Raw genomic sequence first — 20735 nt, 5'->3', positions numbered from 1 at the left:
GTCAGGTGGCCGAAAAAAAATTTCTGTATCCGGCAACCGATAAACACAACCTCAAGCAGGCAGTGAATCATGGGATTGGAACTTCGGCAACAGCTCAAGCTCTCACAGCAACTGGTCATGACGCCCCAGTTGCAGCAGGCCATCAAGCTGCTGCAATTGTCGCGGCTTGAACTGCTGGAGACGGTGCAGCAGGAATTGTTGGAGAATCCTTTCCTCGATGAGACCGAGACCGATACCGAGGTCCCGGACAAGGCGGAAGTCCTGACCGAATCCCAGGCCGAAGAGGAACTGGTCCGCAACGCAGACTGGGAGAACTACCTGGGCGAGTTTTCCTCCACTTCCAAGCAGGCTTTGTCCCGCGACATGGAGATGCCCGAAGAGGGCATGTCCTTCGAGGCCCGCCTGGCTTCCAAGCCTTCGCTGGAAGGGCACCTGAACTGGCAGATGCGCCTGTCCAACTTCACCGAGCACGAACTGGCCATCGGCGACGTCATCCTCGGCAATCTCGACGCCAACGGCTACCTGCAGGCCACCCTGGAAGAGCTGGCCGCCATGGTTCAGGCCTCCGAGGAGGAGATCGAGTCCGTCCTGCACCGTATCCAGCACCTGGACCCGGTCGGCGTGGGCGCCCGCACCCCGCAGGAATGTCTGCTGGTCCAGATGGAGGTCCTCGGGTACGACGATCCTATCCTGGTCTCCCTGGTCACCGATCACCTGGAGGATCTGGAGAAGAACCGCTACAAGCCCCTGGCGCGCAAGTTCAAGATCACCATGGATGAGCTCAAGTCGTATCTCGACCTGATGCAGACGCTCGATCCCATGCCCGGCGCCAATTTCTCCAGCACCGAGCCGCACTACGTCAGCCCGGACGTGTTCGTCTACAAGTACGGCGAAGACTTCGTCATCATCCTCAACGAGGACGGCATGCCGAGGCTGCAGATGAACACGTTCTACATGGATTCCATGAAGGGCGCGGCCGACAAGGAGAAGGAATATTTTCAGGAAAAGATGCGTTCCGCCGCATGGTTGATGAAAAGTCTGTACCAGCGGCAGCGAACCTTGTATAAAGTAGTTGAGAGCATTGTCGGCTTCCAACGGGCATTCTTCGAGGAGGGCGTGACAAAGCTCAAACCCCTCATCCTCAAGGAGGTGGCGGAAGACATCGAGATGCACGAATCCACCGTGAGCCGGATTACGACCAACAAGTATGTTTCGACGCCTCACGGCATATTCGAGCTGAAGTTCTTCTTCAACTCGGCCCTGGACCTGAACGACGGGTCCCAGGTGGGTTCGGAGAGCGTCAAGGCGCTCATCAAGCAAATGATCGCAGACGAAGACACGAAGAAACCGCTCAGCGACGAGAGAATCGGCGAGATCCTCCAGGAGAAGCTGGAAGTGAACATCGCCCGGCGTACAGTCGCCAAATACCGCTCGGCCATGGGCATTCCTTCGTCTTCAAAACGAAAGCAGTACTTCTAAAGTCTGCTTGAAGCACTCTCAACCAGGAGGCAGCGTATGAACATCAGCTTCACTTTCAAGAACTTCGAGCCTTCCGATCACCTCAAGGGTTACGCGGAAAAGCGTTTTGAAAAGGTAGCGAAATACGTTTCCGATGCGGAGGCCGATCTCCAGGTCAACCTGCTGGTCGACAAGTTCCGTCACAAGGCGGACGTGATCCTGAACTCGGATCGCATACATATCTCGGCCTATGAAGATTCGGAGGACATGTACTCCACCATCGACATGGTCCTGGACAAGCTGGAAGCCCAGCTGCGCAAGATGCGCGAAAAGATGAAGAACCGCCCCAGACAGGCGCGTCCCAATAAAATGGTGCAGATGAACTACCTGTCCTACGAGGACATCGCTCCCGGTTCAGCGCCCACCATCGTCGGCACCGACGCATACGAGCCCAAGCCCATGTCCGTGGACGAGGCCGCCATGCAGCTGGATGCCCGTGACAACGAATTCCTGGTCTTCCTCAACGCGGAGACTGACGGCGTCAACGTGATATACAAGAGAAAGAACGGCGATTACGGCCTCATCGACCCCGGAAACTAAGCATGAAACTCAGTGATTACCTGGCGAAGGAACTGATCCTTCCCGAACTCGAGTCCGAGACCAAGTCGGACGTATTGAATGAACTCGTCGCCCCCCTGGGCGTACAATATCCAGAGATGGACACGGACCATGCGGTCCGTGTCCTTCTCGATCGTGAACGGCTCGGCTCCACCGGCATCGGGGACGGCATCGCCATCCCCCACGGCAAGCTCGAGGACCTGGAAAAGGTCATCGTGGTCGTGGGCCGCAGCCGCAAAGGCGTGGAGTTCGAGGCGCTGGACCACAGCCCGTGCACCATCTTTTTTCTGGTGCTCGCCCCGGAACAGGTGGCGGGCATGCACCTGCGCGTCCTGGCCCAGATTTCCCGTCTCCTCAAGGACGAGGAATTCCGCAAGGCGTTCCTGTCGGCCGATGACCTCGAGGGTCTCTGGACCCTGCTCAAAAGCGTGTAACCGAATGGACGAATTCCGTTGACCTCGACCAACCCTTTCCCGGTGGTGATCGTCACCGGACTCTCCGGCTCGGGCAAGAGCACCGCGCTCAAGGTCTTCGAAGACCTCGGATTCTTCTGCATCGACGGGCTCCCGTCCGAGATGTCGGCCAAGCTGGCCGACCTCATCCTCTCCTTCGACACCAAATACCGCGGCCTGGCACTGGGCATGGACCTGCGCCAGTTCGAGTTCGTGGACGGCTGGAGCAAGGCCCAGGAGGGATTCGCCCAACTCGGCATCACTCCGCAGGTCCTGTTTCTCGAGGCCAAGATGGCGGAGCTGGTCCGGCGCTACGCCACCACCCGCCGTCCGCATCCGCTGGAGAGCCGCAACCTCGGCCTGGAGCAGGCCTTGGAGATGGAAAAGAAGCTCCTGGAGCCGGTGCGCCTCGGGGCGGTCCTGGTCCTGGACACCACGGATTATTCCATCCACGACCTGCGCCGGGTCATCCAGACCAAGTGGTCGTCCCTGGAAGACGTGAGCATGGGCATGCGGGTGCACATCATCACCTTCGGCTTCAAGTACGGCGTGCCGTCCGAGGCCGACCTGGTCTTTGACCTCCGTTTTCTGCCCAACCCCTATTTCGACAAGTCCCTGCGCCCCATGTCCGGCCTGGACAAGGCGGTGGCCGACTATGTCCTGGGCAATCCCACGGGCCAAGGGTTCATCAAACGGTTTCATGACTTTCTGCTCTATATTTTACCGCTTTACGCAGACGAAGGGCGCTACAGGATCACCCTGGCCCTTGGTTGTACCGGCGGCCGCCATCGTTCGGTTTCCGTGGCCGAGTCGGTACTGGCAACCCTGAAGGAAAAAGGGTATGCTGCCTCGATCGAACATCGACACATGGAACTCGGTTAGACATGGCTGCAAAGACTGACAAAAAGGACGGCGTGATCGGCGTGGTGCTGGTCACCCACGGGACCTTCGGGGAGACCCTGCTCCAGGCCGCGGAAACGGTCATGGGCCCGCAGGAAAACTGCCTGGCCGTGGGCGTGGACGTGAACAGAGGGGTGGACGAAACCCTGGAAGGTGTGCGCAAGGCCATCCATTCCCTGGAGCAGGGCAAGGGCGTCCTGGCTCTGACCGACCTGTTCGGCGGTTCCCCCACAACCATGTCCCTCTCCCTCATGAAGTCGGAAAATCTTGAAGTCATCACCGGCGTCAACCTCCCCATGGTCGTGGCGGCCCTCCAGGCCCGGTCCATGGCGCTGCCCGAACTGGCCGACAAGGTCATGAACGCGGGCCAGCAGGGGATCAAGGTTGCCGGGGCGATGCTGCGCAAAAAAGCAAAGAAATAGGTATGATGCCGTGACTCTCGTTCGTATCGACAACCGCTTGATTCACGGCCAGATCATCGAGACGTGGCTGCCGTACACCGGGGCCAAGAACGTTGTGGTGGCCAACGACGAACTGGCCCACGACATCCTCCAGCAGGAGATCATGTCCCTGGCCATTCCCCAGGCCGTGAAGAGCTCGTTTGTCACCGTGGAAGAGGTCTCGGCGACCGTGTCCAGGCTCTTCTCCGTACCCGGCGAGCACGACTCCATCATCCTCTTTTCCAGTTGCGCCGACGCCCGCCGCGCCTTTGACTCCGGGTTCGATTTCCACGTCCTGAACATCGGCAACGTCCATTACAGCCCGGGCAAGCGCCAGGTCTCCCCGAGCGTGGCCCTGTCCGACGAGGATGAGACCTGCCTGCGCCACCTGAACCGCAAGGGCGTGGAGCTGGACTTCCGGTGCGTGCCCAATGACCCCGTGCAGGTGAGGTTCTAGGTTATGGTCGTTCAGCACACCTACGCCTGGTTCGCCATGGTCGCTTTTTTTTTGCCCTCTTTTCCCAGTTCCGCTCGTCCCTGAGCATCGGCCTGCTTGAACGCCCCCTGGTGGTCGGCTTCTTCTGGGGCGCGGCCACCGGCGAGTATACCACCAGCCTGTACATCGCCATTTTCTTCGAACTTTTCTGGCTCGACCTCATCCCGGCCGGGACCTATATCCCGCCCCAGCTCACGGCGGCCACCTTCGCGGCCCTGACCCTGACCACCTGGTTCGGCCTGGACCAACCGTCGCGGATCATGTTCGTGCTCTTCGCCAGCATGCCGCTGGCCTGGATCGGCACAAAGGTCGAAGGATGGCTGCGCGAACGGGAACAGGGGAGCTACAACGCGCTACTCAACTGGGCCCGCAATCCCGACTCCAAACACCTGCCCGGGGCGCTCATCCTGCGCTCCATGGCCCGGGGGCTGGTCATGAGTTGGGCTTCCTTCCTGGTCGCCGTGCTCATCCTCAAGCAGGGGTTCGAACTCGTCTTTTCCGCGCATCCAACCATTTTCTCGAACCTGGGCGTCACCTGGGCACACCTCTGGGTGGCCGCCTCCCTCGGCGGCCTCATGGCCCTTCGCCTTAAGCGGGCCTACGCCGTTCTGGCGGTCGGCGTCGTCCTCTTCGCCATGTACCGTTTCCTGCCTACCCTGTAGAAGCCGTTTTCGCCCGGTGCGGGCCGACATCCCACGTGGCCGCGCGGACAGGGAAGGGGGCTTGGGATCATCTTCACATTGTCGCGAACGGCCGTGCCGCGCTCGACGCGCCTCCGCCCGGGGCGAATCGGCTTGGCTGCAATCGCAGGAACCCTTGGGAAACGCGGCTTGTGGCGGTTTGATGGCGATCCGGCTACGGGCGATATTCTTTTCATCCTTTTCTCGTTCGGACTGCGCTTTTAGCTTGGCAGCGGATATGCTTTGTGATATCTGTCACATTCTGTTTTCGATGCTTAATTTCCTTATACAGGATAATTCAATTAGGAGGACTTGATATGGCTATTTTGGTTGTTGGACACAAGAATCCCGATACCGACACCGTCGCTTCTGCGATCGGTGCCGCCGACCTGTACAGCAAACGTGGTATGGAGGCCAAGGCCGTGACCCAGGGCGAGATCGCTCCGGAGACCGCCTTCGTACTCGAGAAGTTCGGCTTTGCCGCTCCCGAGATCGTCACCGACGCCACCGACAAGCAGATCATCCTGGTCGACCACACCGACATTTCCCAGACCATCGACAATCTGGACAAGGGCGAGCTCCTTGCCGTCGTCGACCACCACAAGCTGGGTGACATCACCACCGCCGGTCCGCTGGAAATGTGGGTCTGGCCCGTGGGCTGTTCCGCCACCGTGCTGAAGTCCATGTACGACTTCTACAACGTCGAGATCCCGGCCAACATCGCCGGCATCCTGCTGTGCGCCATCCTGAGCGACACCGTCATGTTCAAGTCCGTGACCTGCACCGACGCCGACAAGGCCGCCGTCGAAGCCCTGGCCAAGATCGCCGGCGTGAGCGACGTCATGGCTCTGGGCATGGAGATGTTCAAGGTCAAGTCCGCCGTTGACGGCGCTCCGGCCAGCGAACTGGTCTTCCGCGACTACAAGGACTTCGACATGTCCGGCAACAAGGTCGGCATCGGCCAGCTGGAAGTCGTGGACCTGTCCATGCTCGACGCCCACAAGGACGCCCTGCAGGCTGAGATCGAGAAGGTCAAGGCCGACGGCCGTCACTCCGTCTTCCTGCTCCTGACCGACATCATGAAGGAAGGCTCCGAGATGCTCATCGCCTCCGACGATCCTTCCGTCGTCGAGAAGGCCTTCGGCATCGCCACCAAGGGCGAGCCGGTCTGGCTGGACGGCGTCATGAGCCGCAAGAAGCAGGTCGCCCCCAACTTCATCAAGGCCTTCGAAGGCTAAGCTGTAACAGCTGATTTAGTGCGCAAAGTCGGGCCCGCCAGCGTTGTGCTGGCGGGCCTTTGCTTTGCCTTTTCGATCAATGTTGAATGACACGACAGATTGGACTCGGTTTTTTCGTCTCTCAACCCTCCTGCCCGCTTTCCTTGTTTTGCGTTTTGAATTCCGTAGTCTTGGCCAAAGAAGTGTAAAATTTACCAACGACAACAGCGTTATTGTGTAAGCCCTGCCGACAATTTGATTAGTTCGAGTCAATCAATGTATTGAAATACATAGGGGTTGTATTTGGCACATGCCTTGCTTTGTGAATACGTTGTCAAATGACATTTGGTCCTGGTCACTCTTACCCAAAGGCGACCCCTATGAAAAAAATTTTATTATCACTTGTCATCTGCATGTTGTTGATTCCCAACATGGCCAACGCCAGCGTTTTTACCTTTGATGATGACTCCCAACTCTCGGCATGGTCCCCCGACCGAACCGCTCCCGACGAGTTCAAGACTACTCCGGACGGCCGTCTCGCCATCGGAATCGCGCCTCCCGTACCCAGCCAGGAATTTTATCAGACCAAAGGTCAAAAGACAGTCATCGATACGCCCGCAATAGGGAAAATGATCATCGGCGACCTGTTCGTTGACGCCGGCTGGCATGATATGCGTGCAGGCATATGGGGAACCTCGAGCGGCGGCGGTGCGACCGGGTGGCCGATCATCAGTTGGCACAATCTGACCGACAGCTACGGATTCCATGTATGGGACCTGAATCATTGGGTCGCGGTCGGACTGGATTATACGGTCCAGGACGCCTGGTATTCACTGGGAATGGCCGTCACCGGCAGCTCCATCGACTACTACATCAATAATTCTCTAGTATACAGCTCTTCCCTTTTCCTTCCCACGATAATCGATGAGATCATTTTAAATACCAAAACGTCCGAAGCTCAGGAATATACGGTGTTATGGGACAATGTAGGCGTGGTCGACGCACCGACTCCCACTCCCGAGCCGTCTACGTTCCTTCTGCTCGGTGTGGGTATTGCCGGTTTGCTGGCGGTTGGAAGAAAAAGATCGGCAAGATAGAGTGATAGCCGTACAAATGAGAGAGGCGTCCTTCGCGAAGGACGCCTCTCTTTTTGGGAATTGCCGGACTGCGGGCCAGGAAGGAGACGGAATTGAAAAAGGGACGGCCAGGAGCCGTCCCTTTTTCGGGAGATGACGAAAAAAGGCCCCGGCTGTGAGCCGAGGCCTTGGATATCACAAAAGACCGGCGGTTTTCAGCACGGCTTCCAGTTTGGGTTTGTTCTCGTCCTGCAGGGGGACGATGGGCAGGCGGAACTGGGCGTCCTTGAAGATGCCCATCATAGCCAGGGAGGTCTTGACCGGGATCGGGTTGGTCTCCATGAACATGGCCCGGTTGACCGGGGCCATCTTGAGGCTCAGTTCGAGCGCCTTTTCATGGTCCTTGTCGAAGAACGCCTTGCACATGGCGCTCATGGCCTTGGGCATGATGTTGGAAATGACGGAGATGACGCCCACGCCGCCCACGGCCAGCAGGGGCAGGGCGGTGAAGTCGTCGCCGGAAAGCAGCTTGAAGTCGCGGCCGCAGAGTTCGACAACTTCGGCGCCCTGGCACAGGTTGCCGGTGGCTTCCTTGACCGCAATGGCCTCGGGCACGGCGTCCTTGATCATCTTGAGCGTGGACGGCAGGCAGTTCAGGCCGGTCCGTCCGGGCACGTTGTAGATGACCATAGGCAGGGAGGCCGCTTCGGCTATGGCCTTGAAGTGGGCCACCAGGCCGCCGGGCGTGGGTTTGTTGTAGTAGGGCGTGATCTGCAGGGTGGCGTCGGCCCCGGCGTCCTTGGCCATCTTGGTCAGCTCGATGGCTTCCTTGGTGGAGTTGGACCCGGCTCCGGCGATGACCGGCACACGGCTTTTGGTCTGCTCGACGCAGATTTTGATGACCCGTCCCTGTTCCTCGTGGGACATGGTCGCCGCTTCGCCGGTGGTGCCGCACGGCACCAGGCCGTCAATACCCTGCTCGATCTGCCATTCAATGAAATCGCGATAGGTCGATTCGTCGACCTCGCCATCCTTGAAGGGCGTCGAGAGAGCGGTGAAAGCTCCTCGTAATTCCATCGTCATCTCCTCCTGAAGTATAATATCCATCCGAAAAAATTGCCGTTTTATTGGAAAAGGGCATCTATCTCCGGATTATCCTCGATCTCGTCGTTCATGCCTATGGAAGTCGATGTATAATTCTTCGCTTCTTGCCAGGCAAATGAATTTTCTCTTTCGGGCCATTGCAGGACCTTCACTTCGGCCAGGCTGCGGCCCTTGTCGTAGGGCCTGACCCAGAGGCAGCGGCCGTCCGCCTGGACGCGCCCGTTGATGCCGGAGCCGCTGCCGCTGCCCAAGAGCATGTCCGGGACCTGAGCCGGGTTCGACTTGAGGTAGTCGCTTTCGGCCACCCAGCCCCAGTCGCACAGCCCGATGAGCAGATCCACCTTGTCCCGGTACGCCTTGATCTCCTTGGAGAGTCCGGCGAGCACGGTCTTGGACGGCCCGTCGGCGTCTTGGGGCAGGGAAGGGTAGCGCAGGAAGCCTACCTTGCGCCCGTCTGCCATCTCAAGCACGGTGAACGGCTCTTCCTCGGCCGTCTTCTGCCACGGCCAGCGGGGGACATTGTCCTCGGCCATGGCCTCGGCTTCCCTGGCGGTGAGCAGCCCCACGTCGTAATGCATGGCGTTGAACGCCTTGCTCAGGGCGACCATGGTCTTGGCCAGCCCGGGGTTGCCGTTGTGACGAAAGAACTCCCAGCCGCCGGAGACCAGCAGCCTGGGTGCGTCGATATGTTGATTGTCCATAAAATACGTGGCCCGACGGGCCACCCCTCCGAGGGTCTTGCCGCCTCAGGTAGGGCATGGCTTCACCGTGCCATACGTATTTGCCGAGTAAAGGATGGTCAGAACAGGCCCCTGCGCCCGGGCGTCGCCGCACACAAGGATCAATGTTGCCAGAAACAGGCAATATGTGAGTCGTCGCATCCTACTGGTTGATGTATTCCTTCAACTCTTTACCAGGACGGAAGAAAGGAAGTTTCTTGGGTTTGACCTGGACGACGGTTCCGGTCTTGGGGTTGCGTCCGGTGTACCCTTCGTAGTCCTTGATCTTGAAGCTGCCAAAACCGCGAATCTCCACGCGGTCGCCCCGAAGCAGGGCTTCCTTGACGGAGTCCACGAAGGCGCCGACCACCTTGGTGGCCTCGTCGACGTGCATTTTCTTCTGTTCTGACAGAGCCTTGATCATTTCGCTCTTATTCATGATGTTCCCCCTGAAACATATGTTTCCCGCAGGTTCCGATATTGGACCTGTGAGGTAACAAAAAAGGAATCAGTCCCGAAATTCTCACTAACTATGCCGAAAAATAACTCTTTTCGTCAACCATTATTTCTCGAATTTCATTCCGATGGAAAATCCTTCAGAATAGGGCGGCCGGCGATGCGCTCGCGGTTGTCCTCGCGGTACCGGATGAGCTTCTTGGCGATGCCGACAATATCCTTGCTGGCCGTGGCCTGCGGAGCGAATTTCATGAGCGGGGTCTGGCGGCGGACCGACTCGACCAGGGTGCGGTCCTGGTGCACGAAGCCCAGGTTGCGCAGTTCGATGTTCAGGAAATTCATGCACGCGGCATTGAGCCGGTCAAAGGTCTGGTTGGCCTCCTTGGCGCTGGTGGCTTGGTTGACCAGGACCAGGAAGTCCTTGATGTCGTGCTGGGTGGCCAGAACCTTGATCATGGCGTAGCTGTCGGTCAGGGAGGTGGGCTCCGGGGTGACCACGACCACGCGCAGCTGGGTCAGGGCGGCCAGGGACAGGACCGTGTGGCTGATGCCCGCGCCGAGGTCGAGCATGAGGAAGTCGTATTCGCCCGCGATGTGGATGAGCTTCTTGAACAGGATGTCCTGCAGGTCCTCGTCCATCTCCACCAGTTCGGGCACGCCGCTGGTGGCCGGGAGCATGTCGAAGCCGTCCTCAATGGGCACGAGCACGTCCTCGGCGTCCACGCCGGTCTGCAGCAGATCGTGCAGGTTACGGTCCGGGGATATGCCGAGCAGGACGTCGAGGTTGGCCAGCCCGAGATCACAGTCCATGAGCATGGACGTTATGTTCATTGCGTGCAGGGCGTAGCCCAGGTTGAGCACTATGTTGGTCTTGCCGACCCCGCCCTTGCCGCTCATGATGGAGAGACTGAGTGTCGTGTTCTGATTCATGGTCCGTCTCCGTTATTTCCCGCCGAACAGGAACTGCTTTTCGTTGGCGTGCACCAGGGTCTCGTTGGGGACGTTGTCCGCGAACGCGAGCCTGGAGACCTTGACCTGGTCCTTGCCTGCGGCCTTGGCTTCGTAGAGCGCGCCGTCGGCCAGTTCGATCAGTTCCTTGTCCGTGAGGTTCACGCTTCCCTTGTAGCAGGTAAGCCCGACGGAACAGGTGACGTGAAAGGTTTCGTCCCCGTCCGGGGTGGTAAATTTGATCTGCTTGAACTCGTTGAGCAGGCGGCTCAACAGGCGTTGCGCCTTGACCAGGCCGGACCCGGCCATGATCAGGGCGAATTCCTCGCCGCCGAAGCGGGCCGCCAGGTCGTAACGCCGGGTGGTCGCCTTGAGGTGCCGGGCAAAGGTGCTCAGGACCTCGTCGCCCTTCTGGTGGCCGTAGGTGTCGTTGACCCGCTTGAAGTCGTCCAGGTCGAAGATGGCCAGGGAGAGCGGGGTGTGAGCGCGCTTGGACCGTTCGATTTCGATGTCCAGTATGCGGTCGAAGGCCCGCCGGTTGGCCAGCCCGGTGAGCGGGTCGTGGTCGGTCTGGTAGGCGAGCCGCTCCAGGGTTTCCTGGAACCGCCTCAGATGCGGGTAGGCGTCGCCGTTGATGGGCAGGGAGAGCCACTGGCCGAGGTCGCGCCTGGCCGCGATGGACTCCCATTCCTCGTTGCTGACTCCCTGGATGAGCCGAAAGACCCAAACCGCCTGGTCCAGGTTTTCACCTACCCCCTTGGAATACTCGCACAACTCCTCTTGGAGCGTGGTGAGTTCCGAGGCGAGCTCGTTCTCGGGGAACTTAATTTTTTTGTCCGTGGGCATGGATGAATAATAGGTAGTTTCGGATCATTTCGTCCAGATCGCCGTCCAGGAAGGCGTCCACGTTGCCGCTTTCGCTGTTGGATCGGTGGTCCTTGACCAAACGATACGGTTGCAGAGTGTATGTCCGTATCTGGCTTCCCCAGGCGATGGCGTCCTTGGCCTGGTAATCCTGTCTGCGGCTTTCCTCAATCTTCTTCAATTCCTGTTCGTACAGCCGGGCCTTGACCAGGCGCAGGGCGGTGGCCTTGTTCCGGTGCTGGGACTTCTCGTTCTGGCACTGGGCCACGATGCCCGTGGGTATGTGGGTGATGCGCACGGCCGAACTGGTCTTGTTCACCGACTGGCCGCCGGGCCCGCTGGACCGGAAGGTGTCGATGCGCAGGTCCTCGTCCTTCACCTCGATCTCGATGTCGTCGTCCATATCCGGGTAGACGTCCACCGAGGCGAACGAGGTGTGCCGCCTGCCCGAGGAGTCGAAGGGGGAAATGCGGATCAGCCGGTGCACGCCGGTCTCGCCCTTGAGCAGCCCGTAGGCGAAGAGCCCCTCGATCTGGAGGGTCACGGACTTGAGCCCGGCCTCGTCGCCCGCCTGATAATCCAGCTGGCTGACCTTGAATCCCTTGCGCTCCGCGTAGCGGTTGTACATGCGCAGGAGCATCTCCGCCCAGTCCTGGGACTCGACGCCACCCGCGCCGGGGTGGATTTCGAGGATGGCGTTGCCCTTGTCGTGCTCGAAGGCGAACATGGTCGCCAGTTCGGTCCCGGCCAGCCGTTCGCGGAGCAGGGCCACCTGGGCGTTCAGGGCGGACAGGGATTCCTCCTCGGGGTCCTCGTGGGCCAGTTCGAGCCAGGCGTCCAGGTCGTCGCGCGCTTCGGACAGCCCGTCGTACATTTCAAGCTTGGTGGAGAGCTGGCTCTTTTCCTTGAGCATGGGGGTCAGGGCCTCGGGATTGTCCCAGGCTCCCGGCTTGGAGAGTTCCGTCTCTATCTCGTCGAGACGCGTCTTGGTCTCGGCGTAGTCAAAGACGCCCCCAGAGGGATTCGTATTGTTCGATCAGGTCCGAGGAGGCGGCTTTCAGTTCGTTGTATTCCAACATTATTCAATGATTCCTTTATTTCGTCTGGCCGCAAAGGCGATGAAGCCGAAGGCGGCCACGGTCATCACGTAGATGAAGATATTCAACCAGCCGTGGATGCGATGATACACGGTCTTGGCCGTAAGGGCAGCGATTTTCATGCTCAGGCTCTCGGCCCGGAACTGGTTGCCCACGGCGGCCTCGCGGCCCACCGGATCGATGAACGCGGTGATGCCCGTGTTGGTGCAGCGGGCCAGCCAGCGGCCTTGTTCCACGGCCCGCATGGTGGCCAGGTCGAGGTGTTGGCCCGGCGCGGACGTGTTGCCGAACCATGCGTCGTTGCTGATGTTCACCAGCACGTTGGCCCCGCGCTCCACCTGCTGCTGGGCCAGGTCCGGAAAGATCGCTTCATAGCAGATGAGCATGCCCAGCGCAACGCCGTTGAGTTTGAGCGGCCTGTTGTCCACGCCCGGCTTGAAGTTGCCCGCGGCCTGGACCAGCTGCTTGAAGGGCACCCACTTGGCGAACGGCATGTACTCGCCGAACGGCACCAGGTGCTCCTTGTCATAGTATTGGGTGGTCAGCCCCATGGAATCCATGAGCCAGGCCCGGTTGAACAGGTCGTAGGCCCGGGTCTTCATGTCGGTCACGTGGTAGGCCGGCGAGCCGGTGATGATCGGGGTGGCGGTCTCGCGGGCCAGGGTTTCCAGCGCCTTGCGGTACGGGGTCTGGTCCTGCAGATAGAAGGGCATGGCCGTTTCGGGCCAGACCACCACCTTGGGATGGTGCACGGCCTCGGCCTCGACGGTCAGCTTGGCGTATTTCTTGATGGTTCCGGCCTGATAGGCGGGGTCCCATTTCAGCCCCTGGTCCACGTTGCCCTGGACCAGAGTGACCATGAAGTCCTGGTTGCCCACGTCAAAGGTGGACACGCGGTAAAAACCGAAGCCGACGATCAGCGCCCCCAGCCCCACGGCCAGGAACAGGGCTCCGCGATAGGTGGAGCAGAGCAGCACGGCCACGGCCAGGGCGGCAAACACCCCGGACAAGCCGAACGCCCCGACCACGGACGCTCCCTGCACGGCAAAGGGCCAGGCCGCGAAGGCCGAGGACAGGTTCATCCACGGAAACCCGGAGAACAGGGTGCCCATGAGCGTCTCCATGCTCGCCCAGGCGATCCCGGCCAGGAGGCAGAGGGGCACGCCGTCGATGAGCTTGGCCGCGTGATGCATGCCGTAGGCGAACAGCCCGAAATACAGGCCAATGACCGCGGCCAGGAGCACCGGGCAGGGCAGGGCGATGAACCACGGCAGGCCGCCGTATATCTGCACCGGGATGACCATCCAGTAGAAGCAGCCCGTGGCCGCCAGGGTCCCTGCCAGCCAGCCGAAGCGCAGGGCCTTGCGGCCGGACACGGCGCACAGGCCGATCCAGGCCAGCCCCAGTGGGAAGGCCAGCACGGCCGGCGGAAAATGGAAGAGCGGGTTGGCGAACCCGATCCAGGCCCCCAACGTCGCGAGAAGAACCAGTTGATACACGATTTACACTTTCCCCAGCGGTTCGACCTTGATGGTCCAGATCTGGCGTTCGTCGGCCTCCATGACCGCGAACCGCCAGCCGGAGAAGGTGTACAGCTCGCCCTGCAGCGGGATGCGCCCGGCCAGGGCGGCCAAGTAGCCGCCGATGGAGTCCACTTCCTCGCTCTCCAGGTCCAGCGCGAACTTGCGGTTGACGTCCTCGAGCGGGGCGCGGCCGGAGACGATGAAGGTCCCGTCCGAATAGTCCTGGATCTCGTCGGGGCGCTGGTCGTCGTATTCGTCCGAGATTTCGCCGACGATCTCTTCGAGCACGTCCTCCATGGTGACCATGCCGGAGGTCCCGCCGTACTCGTCCTGGACCACGGCCATGTGCAGCTTTTCCTTCTTGAAGTAGGCCAGGACCTCGTCCAGGGGCTTGTCCTCGGCCACGAAAAAGGCGGGACGCAGCAGGTCCAGCACGGACTTGTCCACCTCGCCGTTGAGCAGGGGCTCGAGCAGGTCCTTGGCATGGACCAGGCCGAAGATGTGGTCCTTGTTGTCCTGGTAGATGGGGATGCGGGAGTGAGCGCCCTGGTTGACGATGAGTTCGGCCACGTCCTTGACGGTGCTGGACGCGTCTGCGCAGACCATGTCCGTGCGCGGGACCATGATCTCCTCGACCAGCTTCTGGTCCAGGCCGAGCACGTTCAGGAGCATGGAGACCTCATGGCTCTCCAACTCGCCGTCGGCCCGAGCTTCGAGGATGTGCTCCTCTATCTGATGGTCGTTATTGCCGAATATTTTCTTGAATATATTGCGAAATCGACTGTCGGATCCTTCGTCCAAGACCAGACTCCTTGAAACGGTTGCAGAAACGATGGGCGGGCGCAGGCCCGCTGCCGTGCGAACGTTGTGTCAATATTCATGTATTTAGACAGACTGGGAGAACCTGTCAACAAACGAAGCGGCGGGGAGTGTTACGATAGGCCGAGTTTTTTCAGGTGGATCTCCAGGCAGGACAGGGCCGCGGGCGTGACCCCGGAGATGCGTCCGGCCTGGCCCAGGGTCCGGGGCTGGATATTGGTCAGCTTCTCGACCACCTCGCGGGTCAGGCCGGAAACCGCCGCATAGTCCAGGTCATCGGGCAGGACCTTGTCCTCCAGGGACTTGAACTTGGCCACCAGTTCCTCCTGCTTGACCAGGTAGCCCTCGTAGCGCACCTGCACCTCGGCCTCGCGCAGGACCTCCTGGTCCAGCGCGACGAGTTCGGGATAAAACACGTTCAGCCGTTCGATATCCATCTGCGGCTGACGCAGCAGGGCGGCCAGTTCCACGGCCTTGCCCGGCACGGACGCGCCGATGGATTCCAGCAGTTCGCGGGTGGGCGCGTCGGGACGTACCTTGATGGAGTGCATGGCCTCAAGCGTTGCTTGAAGTTTTTCCTGTTTGGCCGAAAAGAGCGCCCACTGGGCGTCGTCCACCAATCCCAGGTCGCGGCCCATCGGGGTCAGCCGCTCGTCCGCGTTGCCCTCGCGCAGCAGCAGCCGGTGCTCGGCGCGGGAGGTGAACATGCGGTAGGGCTCCTCGGTCCCCTTGGTCACCAGGTCGTCCACCAGCACGGCCATGTACGCCTGATCGCGTGAGAGCAGGAACGGGTCGCGGCCAAGCAGCTTGCAGGCCGCGTTGAGCGCAGCCCATAGCCCCTGGGCGGCGGCCTCCTCGTAGCCAGAGGTGCCGTTGATCTGGCCCGCGCAGTAGAGCCCCTCCACCGCCTTGGTCTCCAGGGTGGGACGCAGCTGGGTAGGCGGGACGAAATCGTATTCGATGGCGTAGCCCGGCCGGACGATCTGGGCGTTTTCCAAGCCCTTGATGGCCCGGATCATCTTCTTCTGCACGTCGAACGGCAGGCTGGTGGGGATGCCGCTGGGGTACATCTCCGGGCTGTCCAGCCCCTCGGGCTCGACGAAAATCTGGTGCCGGTCCTTTTCCGGGAACCGGGCCACTTTGTCCTCGATGGACGGGCAGTAGCGCGCCCCGGTACCCTCGATGATCCCGGTGAACATGGGCGAGCGGTCGAACCCGGAACGGATGGCCTCGTGGGCCGCCTCGTTGGTATAGGTCAGCCAGCAGGAGACCTGCGGCATGGGCACGGTCTTGTTGCGGAAGCTGAAGGGCACGGGCGGATCGTCGCCGGGCTGCTCCTGCATGGCCGAGAAATCGATGGAGTCGCGCAAAAGGCGCGGGGTGGTGCCTGTCTTGAGACGGCCTAGGGTAAAGCCCAACTCGCGCAGGTTGGCCGACAGCGAATTGGCCGCCGGGTCGCCCATGCGCCCGCCGCTGAAATGCTCCAGCCCGATGTGCATGAGCCCGCGCAGGAAGGTGCCGGTGGTCAGGAGCACGGCCCGGGCCGGGAATATCTCGCCCAGCTCGCTGCGCAGGCCGCTGACCCGGCCGTTCTCGGTGAGCACGGCCGAGCCCGTGTCCTGGAAGACCCACAGGTTCTCCTGGGCGAACACGGACGCCTGGACCACCTGCATGTACCGGGCTCGGTCGATCTGGGCGCGGCTGGACCGGACCGCCGGGCCCTTGCGGGTGTTCAGGATGCGAAACTGGATGCCCGCCGCGTCGGCCCACAGCCCCATCATGCCGCCCAACGCGTCGATCTCCTTGACCATATGGCCCTTGGCCAGGCCGCCGATGGCCGGGTTGCAGGAGAGGTGCCCTATGCGGTCCACATTGATGGTCAGCAGCAGGGTCTTCAGGCCGAGCCGGGCCGAGGCCATGGCGGCTTCGCAGCCGGCATGGCCCGCGCCGACCACAATGAGGTCGAACTCGGCCGGAAACGGGGTCTTGTTCTGCATGAACGGACTGCGGCGCTACCTGGTTAGGAGCATGTCGGCGATGACCTTGGCGTCGCCGATGGTGCTCTTGATGGACGACCACTCGTTGGGCTGGTGCGCGTTGTGGAACAGGGTGGACCAGACCACAGCGTTGTGGCCCTTGCGGCGCAGGAACGCGGCCACGGTGCCGCCGCCCACGCCCACGGTGCGGGGATTGTTGTCGTAGACCTTGCGCACGGAGGCCATGGTCCGGACCGCGATCTCGCTGTCCGCCGGGGTGGCCGGAGCGGCCTGTTCCCACATGATCGGCTCGCACTCGACGGTGACGCCATATTTGGCGGCGATCTCGGCCCCCATGCCCTTGATGGTGCCGAGCACGTCGTTCAGGTCGTACTCGGGCATGACCCGGCAGTCCACGTAGAACACGTCCCGTCCGGGGAGGGTGTTCACGTTGGCCACGTTGGCCTCGCGCATGGTCGGCTGGAAGGTGGAGCGGGGCGGGTTGAACAGGGTGTCCTCCGCCGGATACAGGGTCTCCAGCTCCTTGACGCGCAGAATGAACTCCGCGGACGGGAACATGGTGTTGACGCCCTGAGCCGGGGTGGAGGCGTGGCACTGCTTGCCGATGACCGTGACCTTGATCCAGAACATGGACTTCTCGGCCACCTCGACCATTTCCGAGGCTGGCTCGCCCGAGTCCGGGACCAGGAAGAGGTCGCCTTCGCGGAACAGGTCCGCGTGTTCGCGGACTATGTAGTCCAAGCCGAAGCCGGAGCCGGTCTCCTCGTCGGACACGAGGATCAGGCCGTAGTTCATCTCCGGGGTGATCTTCAGGTCGAGCAGGGCCTGGGCGGTCAGCAGCGAGGAGACCATGCCCTGCTGGTTGTCCTCCACGCCGCGCCCGATGAGGGTGTCGCCGTCGCGCTGGACCACGTAGGGATCGGAGTTCCACAGGTCGAGGTCGCCCGGAGGGACCACGTCGATGTGGGAGATGACCCACAGGGTCTTTTCCGTGTTTTTGCCGGGGATGACGGCCACGATGTTGGGCCTGTACCCGCAGGGCACATCGGAATCCGGAGCGTTGTATTCGCGGATGTCCTCGATGCCCATGGCTTTGAGATGGCCGATCAGAAAATCGGCCTTGGCCTTTTCGCCTTCGCCCCCGTTGCGGGGACCGAGGGCCGGAATGGCCGTGAGTTTGGTCTGCAGTTCGACGACCGCCTCTGTCTGGCGGTCCAGTTCGGAAAAGAGCGCGTCCATGGGACCTCCGATTGCGTTTTCGATGAAGCTAGCCCAAAAATCGGATCACACAAACAAAAAAAGGCGGGGACAACGCCCCGCCTTTCCTGCTTGCTGTGGTCTAGCGACCGCGCGCGGCGCGCTTGGAGGCCTTGAGCGGGTTGACCTTGACCTTGCCGGTCTTGTCCACTTCGGCACGCACGTGGGTGGCGAAGTTGCACACGCCGCCGGCCCACTTGCGGGCGGGCTGGGCGTAGGTCGGGCAGTAGTTCTCTCCCTCGAAGGGAACGATACGCTCGCAACCTTCACACTTTTCAACGATGGGTTCCATGACGACGCCCTTGTAGGTCAGACCGGCATCGGTCTTGACGGCGCCTTCCAGGGAAACGATTCCTTTTTTCTTGGCCATGTCGTGCCTTCCTCCTAAAAATAATGCGGCTCACAGGATGCCAGCGGCATACGTAATTTCATTTCGGTGCAAGAGCAGACTTCGATATGCACCCAGGGCGGGTGTTGTCAAGTTCTTTGCTCTAATTTTTCATTTTCCGGAAGCGTTCCGAACCCACTTCGCGCAGCGCACGGCCTCCTTTCGCAGGCCGCTGACGTCGAGGGTTCTGAACTCGCCGTACAGGTACAATACCTCGCCCGCCACCATGGTCATGCACACCTCCATGCCCGTGGCCGCGTAGACCGCGTGGGACACGTGGTTGAACACGGGCATGAGGTTGGGGGAGAAAAGGTCCAGGGCGATCATGTCCGCCGGGTGTCCGGCCTGAATCCGGCCCAGTTCGGGCCAGCCCAGGCAACGGGCCGAATTGCGGGTGGCCATGTCCAGGGCGGTCTGGGCGTTCACGGCCGATGCGTCGCCGTGGCGGACCTTGCCCATGAGTGCGGCCAGCCCCATGTCGCGGAACATGTTCAACTGATTGTTGCTCGACGCACCGTCCGTGCCCAGCCCCACGTTGACCCCGGCGTCGAGCATGGCCTGCACCGGAGACATGCCGGAGCAGAGCTTCAGATTGGACGCCGGATTGTGGACCACGTTGGCCCCGGACGAGGCCAGCTGGGCGATCTCCTTTTCCTCCACGTCCACGCAGTGGTGCAGGGTCACGCGCGGCGAGAGCAGCCCCTCCCGGCGCAGGATTTCCACCGGGCGCATGCCGTACTTGCCCAGGCAGACCGACGTTTCGGTCGGAGACTCGGCCAGGTGCGTCTGCCAGGGGATGTCCAGGGACTCGGCCAGTTCGAAGCTGGCCGCCAGAATCTCCGGCGGCACGGTAAAGGCCGCGTGCGGCGTGACCGCCGTGCGCACCAGCGGGTCGTCCCGAAAACGCTCCTCCAGGGTGCGGATGGCCTGCCAGCAGGCCTCGGCCGTGGGGAAGAACGGGGAAGGAAAGGCGAAGAACCCTTCGCCCAGGACCGCGCGCAGGCCGCAGTTCGAGGCAGCCTCGCCGGTGACCTGTTCATGGAAATAGCCATTCAGGAAGGCCGTGCATCCGGTGCGGATGAGCTCGGCGCAGCCGAGCCGCGCGCCGATGCCGAGCAGGTCCTCGTCCAGCTTCGCCTCCACGGGCCAGATGTGCCCCTCCAGCCACTCCATGAGCGGCAGGTCGTCGGCAAAGCCGCGCAGCAGGGACATGGGCAGATGGGTGTGGCCGTTGACCAGGCCGGGCATGAGCATCTTGCCCGACATGTCCAGCCGCTGGGCGGGCTCGTATCGGGCGTCGAGTTCGGCGTAGCCGCCGACCTCGAGGACCAGGCCGTCGCCTATGGCCACGGCGGCGTCGGTCAGGACGCGCCGGGCGTCGTCCTGGGTCAGCAGGGCGTCGGCCCGGACCAGCAGATCGCAGGCGCGGGGCGCGGAATCGGCGGTAGCGGGGGATACCATGGCTTAGTCCAGGTCCTTGATCACTTCGACGAGCAGGGAGGTGACCTTTTCCACGTTGCTCTTGAAGACATCGAGGATTTCCTCCCAGGTCACCGGGGCTTCGTCGGTCTTCCAGCAGTCGTAGTCCGTGCTCATGGCCACGGCGGCATACGGAATGCCCGCCTCGTTGGCCAGGATGCACTCCGGGGCCACGCTCATGTTGATGACGTCCGCGCCCCACAGGCGGAACATGTTGGACTCGGCCCGGGTGGAGAAACGCGACCCCTCGATGGTAATGACCGTGCCGCTCTTGTGGTGGGCCAGGCCCAGCCGGTCGCAGGCCGCGTTCAGTTTGCCGCGCATGTCGGCGTCAAAGGGATCGGCCATGGCCGTGTGCACCGCGCAGTGCGGCTCGAACTCGTCGAAAAAGGAGACCTGCCTGCGCCGGGTGAAGTCGATGAACTGGTCCAGGATGACCAGATGGCCCCGCTCGATCTCCTGGCGCAGGGAGCCGCAGGCCGTGGTGGCCAGGATGCGCGTGCAGCCCGCGTCCTTCAGGGCCTTGATGTTGGCCCGGTAATTGACGAAGGTGGGCGGGATGGTGTGCGCCCGGCCGTGCCGGGCGAGGAGGACCACTTCCCGGCCCGCGATGGTTCCTTCCTGCAGGAGGGCGGACGGCTTGCCGTAGGGCGTGCCCATCTCCACGTCGCGGACGTCCTGCAACAGGTCCGGGTTGTCCAGGCCGCTGCCGCCGATGATTCCTATTTTGCTCATGGTCGTTCCCTG

The 20735-nt window shown here is 61.6% G+C and carries 22 protein-coding genes; 9 read left to right on the top strand and 13 right to left on the bottom strand.

All coding sequences use genetic code 11. The annotated features are described in order from the left end of the window. Positions 1-69: 69 nt before the first annotated feature. From rpoN to ACR42D_RS09405, 9 genes are all read left to right on the top strand, one after another. Positions 70-1479, top strand: a complete 1410-nt coding sequence (rpoN, locus tag ACR42D_RS09445; protein WP_484566558.1) for an RNA polymerase factor sigma-54 — start codon at positions 70-72, stop codon at positions 1477-1479. A 36-nt stretch (positions 1480-1515) separates the two neighbouring features. Continuing rightward, positions 1516-2058, top strand: a complete 543-nt coding sequence (gene hpf, locus ACR42D_RS09440) for a ribosome hibernation-promoting factor, HPF/YfiA family (protein ID WP_484566557.1) — start codon at positions 1516-1518, stop codon at positions 2056-2058. Between the two features lie 2 nt (positions 2059-2060). Continuing rightward, positions 2061-2510 (top strand): PTS sugar transporter subunit IIA, encoded by a 450-nt coding sequence (locus ACR42D_RS09435; protein WP_484566556.1) that lies wholly within the window; start codon positions 2061-2063, stop codon positions 2508-2510. 18 nt (positions 2511-2528) lie between these two features. Next, the gene (gene rapZ / locus ACR42D_RS09430; RefSeq protein WP_484566555.1) at positions 2529-3410 is read left to right on the top strand and encodes an RNase adapter RapZ; all 882 of its coding nucleotides are present in this window, start codon (positions 2529-2531) and stop codon (positions 3408-3410) included. A 2-nt stretch (positions 3411-3412) separates the two neighbouring features. Next, positions 3413-3850, top strand: coding sequence for a PTS sugar transporter subunit IIA (locus ACR42D_RS09425; protein WP_484566554.1), 438 nt, complete (start codon positions 3413-3415; stop codon positions 3848-3850). A gap of 10 nt (positions 3851-3860) precedes the next feature. Next, entirely contained in the window at positions 3861-4325 is a 465-nt protein-coding gene (locus ACR42D_RS09420) for a PTS sugar transporter subunit IIB (protein ID WP_484566553.1), read from the top strand. Between the two features lie 26 nt (positions 4326-4351). Next, complete coding sequence (locus ACR42D_RS09415) at positions 4352-5026, top strand: PTS sugar transporter subunit IIC (protein ID WP_484568457.1); 675 nt, start codon at positions 4352-4354, stop codon at positions 5024-5026. 335 nt (positions 5027-5361) lie between these two features. Then, on the top strand, positions 5362-6282 hold the full coding sequence (locus tag ACR42D_RS09410) for a manganese-dependent inorganic pyrophosphatase (RefSeq protein WP_484566552.1): 921 nt from the start codon (positions 5362-5364) through the stop codon (positions 6280-6282). Positions 6283-6641: 359 nt separating this feature from the next. Then, the gene (locus ACR42D_RS09405; RefSeq protein WP_484566551.1) at positions 6642-7358 is read left to right on the top strand and encodes a PEP-CTERM sorting domain-containing protein; all 717 of its coding nucleotides are present in this window, start codon (positions 6642-6644) and stop codon (positions 7356-7358) included. A 174-nt stretch (positions 7359-7532) separates the two neighbouring features. Here ACR42D_RS09405 and dapA read toward each other — a convergent pair whose 3' ends face one another. From dapA to mtnP, 13 genes are all read right to left on the bottom strand, one after another. After that, complete coding sequence (gene dapA, locus ACR42D_RS09400) at positions 7533-8414, bottom strand: 4-hydroxy-tetrahydrodipicolinate synthase (protein WP_484566550.1); 882 nt, start codon at positions 8412-8414, stop codon at positions 7533-7535. Positions 8415-8461: 47 nt separating this feature from the next. Continuing rightward, entirely contained in the window at positions 8462-9322 is an 861-nt protein-coding gene (locus ACR42D_RS09395) for a UshA-like (seleno)protein family 2 (RefSeq protein WP_484566549.1), read from the bottom strand. A gap of 1 nt (position 9323) precedes the next feature. Then, positions 9324-9599 carry an HU family DNA-binding protein gene (locus tag ACR42D_RS09390; RefSeq protein WP_484566548.1) on the bottom strand — a complete coding sequence of 92 codons (276 nt, stop codon included), beginning with the start codon at positions 9597-9599 and terminating at the stop codon, positions 9324-9326. A gap of 137 nt (positions 9600-9736) precedes the next feature. Next, positions 9737-10546, bottom strand: coding sequence for a MinD/ParA family protein (locus ACR42D_RS09385; protein WP_484566547.1), 810 nt, complete (start codon positions 10544-10546; stop codon positions 9737-9739). 12 nt (positions 10547-10558) lie between these two features. Continuing rightward, positions 10559-11410, bottom strand: a complete 852-nt coding sequence (locus ACR42D_RS09380) for a GGDEF domain-containing protein (RefSeq protein WP_484566546.1) — start codon at positions 11408-11410, stop codon at positions 10559-10561. Next, positions 11388-12507 (bottom strand): peptide chain release factor 2 gene (prfB, locus tag ACR42D_RS09375; protein WP_484566545.1). Its coding sequence is split into 2 segments (ribosomal slippage): positions 11388-12431 and positions 12433-12507, totalling 1119 coding nucleotides; the frame shifts between segments, so codons are not numbered across the junction. Before prfB ends, ACR42D_RS09380 begins: the two co-directional genes overlap by 23 nt. Next, positions 12507-14024 (bottom strand): apolipoprotein N-acyltransferase, encoded by a 1518-nt coding sequence (gene lnt, locus ACR42D_RS09370; protein WP_484566544.1) that lies wholly within the window; start codon positions 14022-14024, stop codon positions 12507-12509. Before lnt ends, prfB begins: the two co-directional genes overlap by 1 nt. A 3-nt stretch (positions 14025-14027) precedes the next feature. After that, positions 14028-14849: a hemolysin family protein gene (locus tag ACR42D_RS09365; protein ID WP_484566543.1), complete on the bottom strand. Its 822-nt coding sequence runs from the start codon at positions 14847-14849 to the stop codon at positions 14028-14030. 131 nt (positions 14850-14980) lie between these two features. Further along, positions 14981-16864: a tRNA uridine-5-carboxymethylaminomethyl(34) synthesis enzyme MnmG gene (mnmG, locus tag ACR42D_RS09360; protein WP_484566542.1), complete on the bottom strand. Its 1884-nt coding sequence runs from the start codon at positions 16862-16864 to the stop codon at positions 14981-14983. 15 nt (positions 16865-16879) lie between these two features. Beyond that, a complete protein-coding gene (locus tag ACR42D_RS09355) occupies positions 16880-18103 on the bottom strand; it encodes a M20 family metallo-hydrolase (protein WP_484566541.1) in 1224 nt (407 codons plus the stop codon). A 100-nt stretch (positions 18104-18203) separates the two neighbouring features. Beyond that, positions 18204-18491 carry a PxxKW family cysteine-rich protein gene (locus ACR42D_RS09350; protein ID WP_338666914.1) on the bottom strand — a complete coding sequence of 96 codons (288 nt, stop codon included), beginning with the start codon at positions 18489-18491 and terminating at the stop codon, positions 18204-18206. Positions 18492-18620: 129 nt separating this feature from the next. Further along, the gene (locus ACR42D_RS09345) at positions 18621-19970 is read right to left on the bottom strand and encodes an amidohydrolase (protein WP_484566540.1); all 1350 of its coding nucleotides are present in this window, start codon (positions 19968-19970) and stop codon (positions 18621-18623) included. Positions 19971-19973: 3 nt separating this feature from the next. Then, positions 19974-20723: an S-methyl-5'-thioadenosine phosphorylase gene (mtnP, locus tag ACR42D_RS09340; RefSeq protein ID WP_484566539.1), complete on the bottom strand. Its 750-nt coding sequence runs from the start codon at positions 20721-20723 to the stop codon at positions 19974-19976. Between the last annotated feature and the right edge of the window lie 12 nt (positions 20724-20735).

It is taken from the genome of Pseudodesulfovibrio sp. lm2024 (assembly GCF_051175575.1).
GTDB lineage: Bacteria > Desulfobacterota > Desulfovibrionia > Desulfovibrionales > Desulfovibrionaceae > Pseudodesulfovibrio > Pseudodesulfovibrio caledoniensis.
Note: the sequence above shows the minus strand (reverse complement) of the source record. Positions and strands in the feature narration are given on the sequence as shown.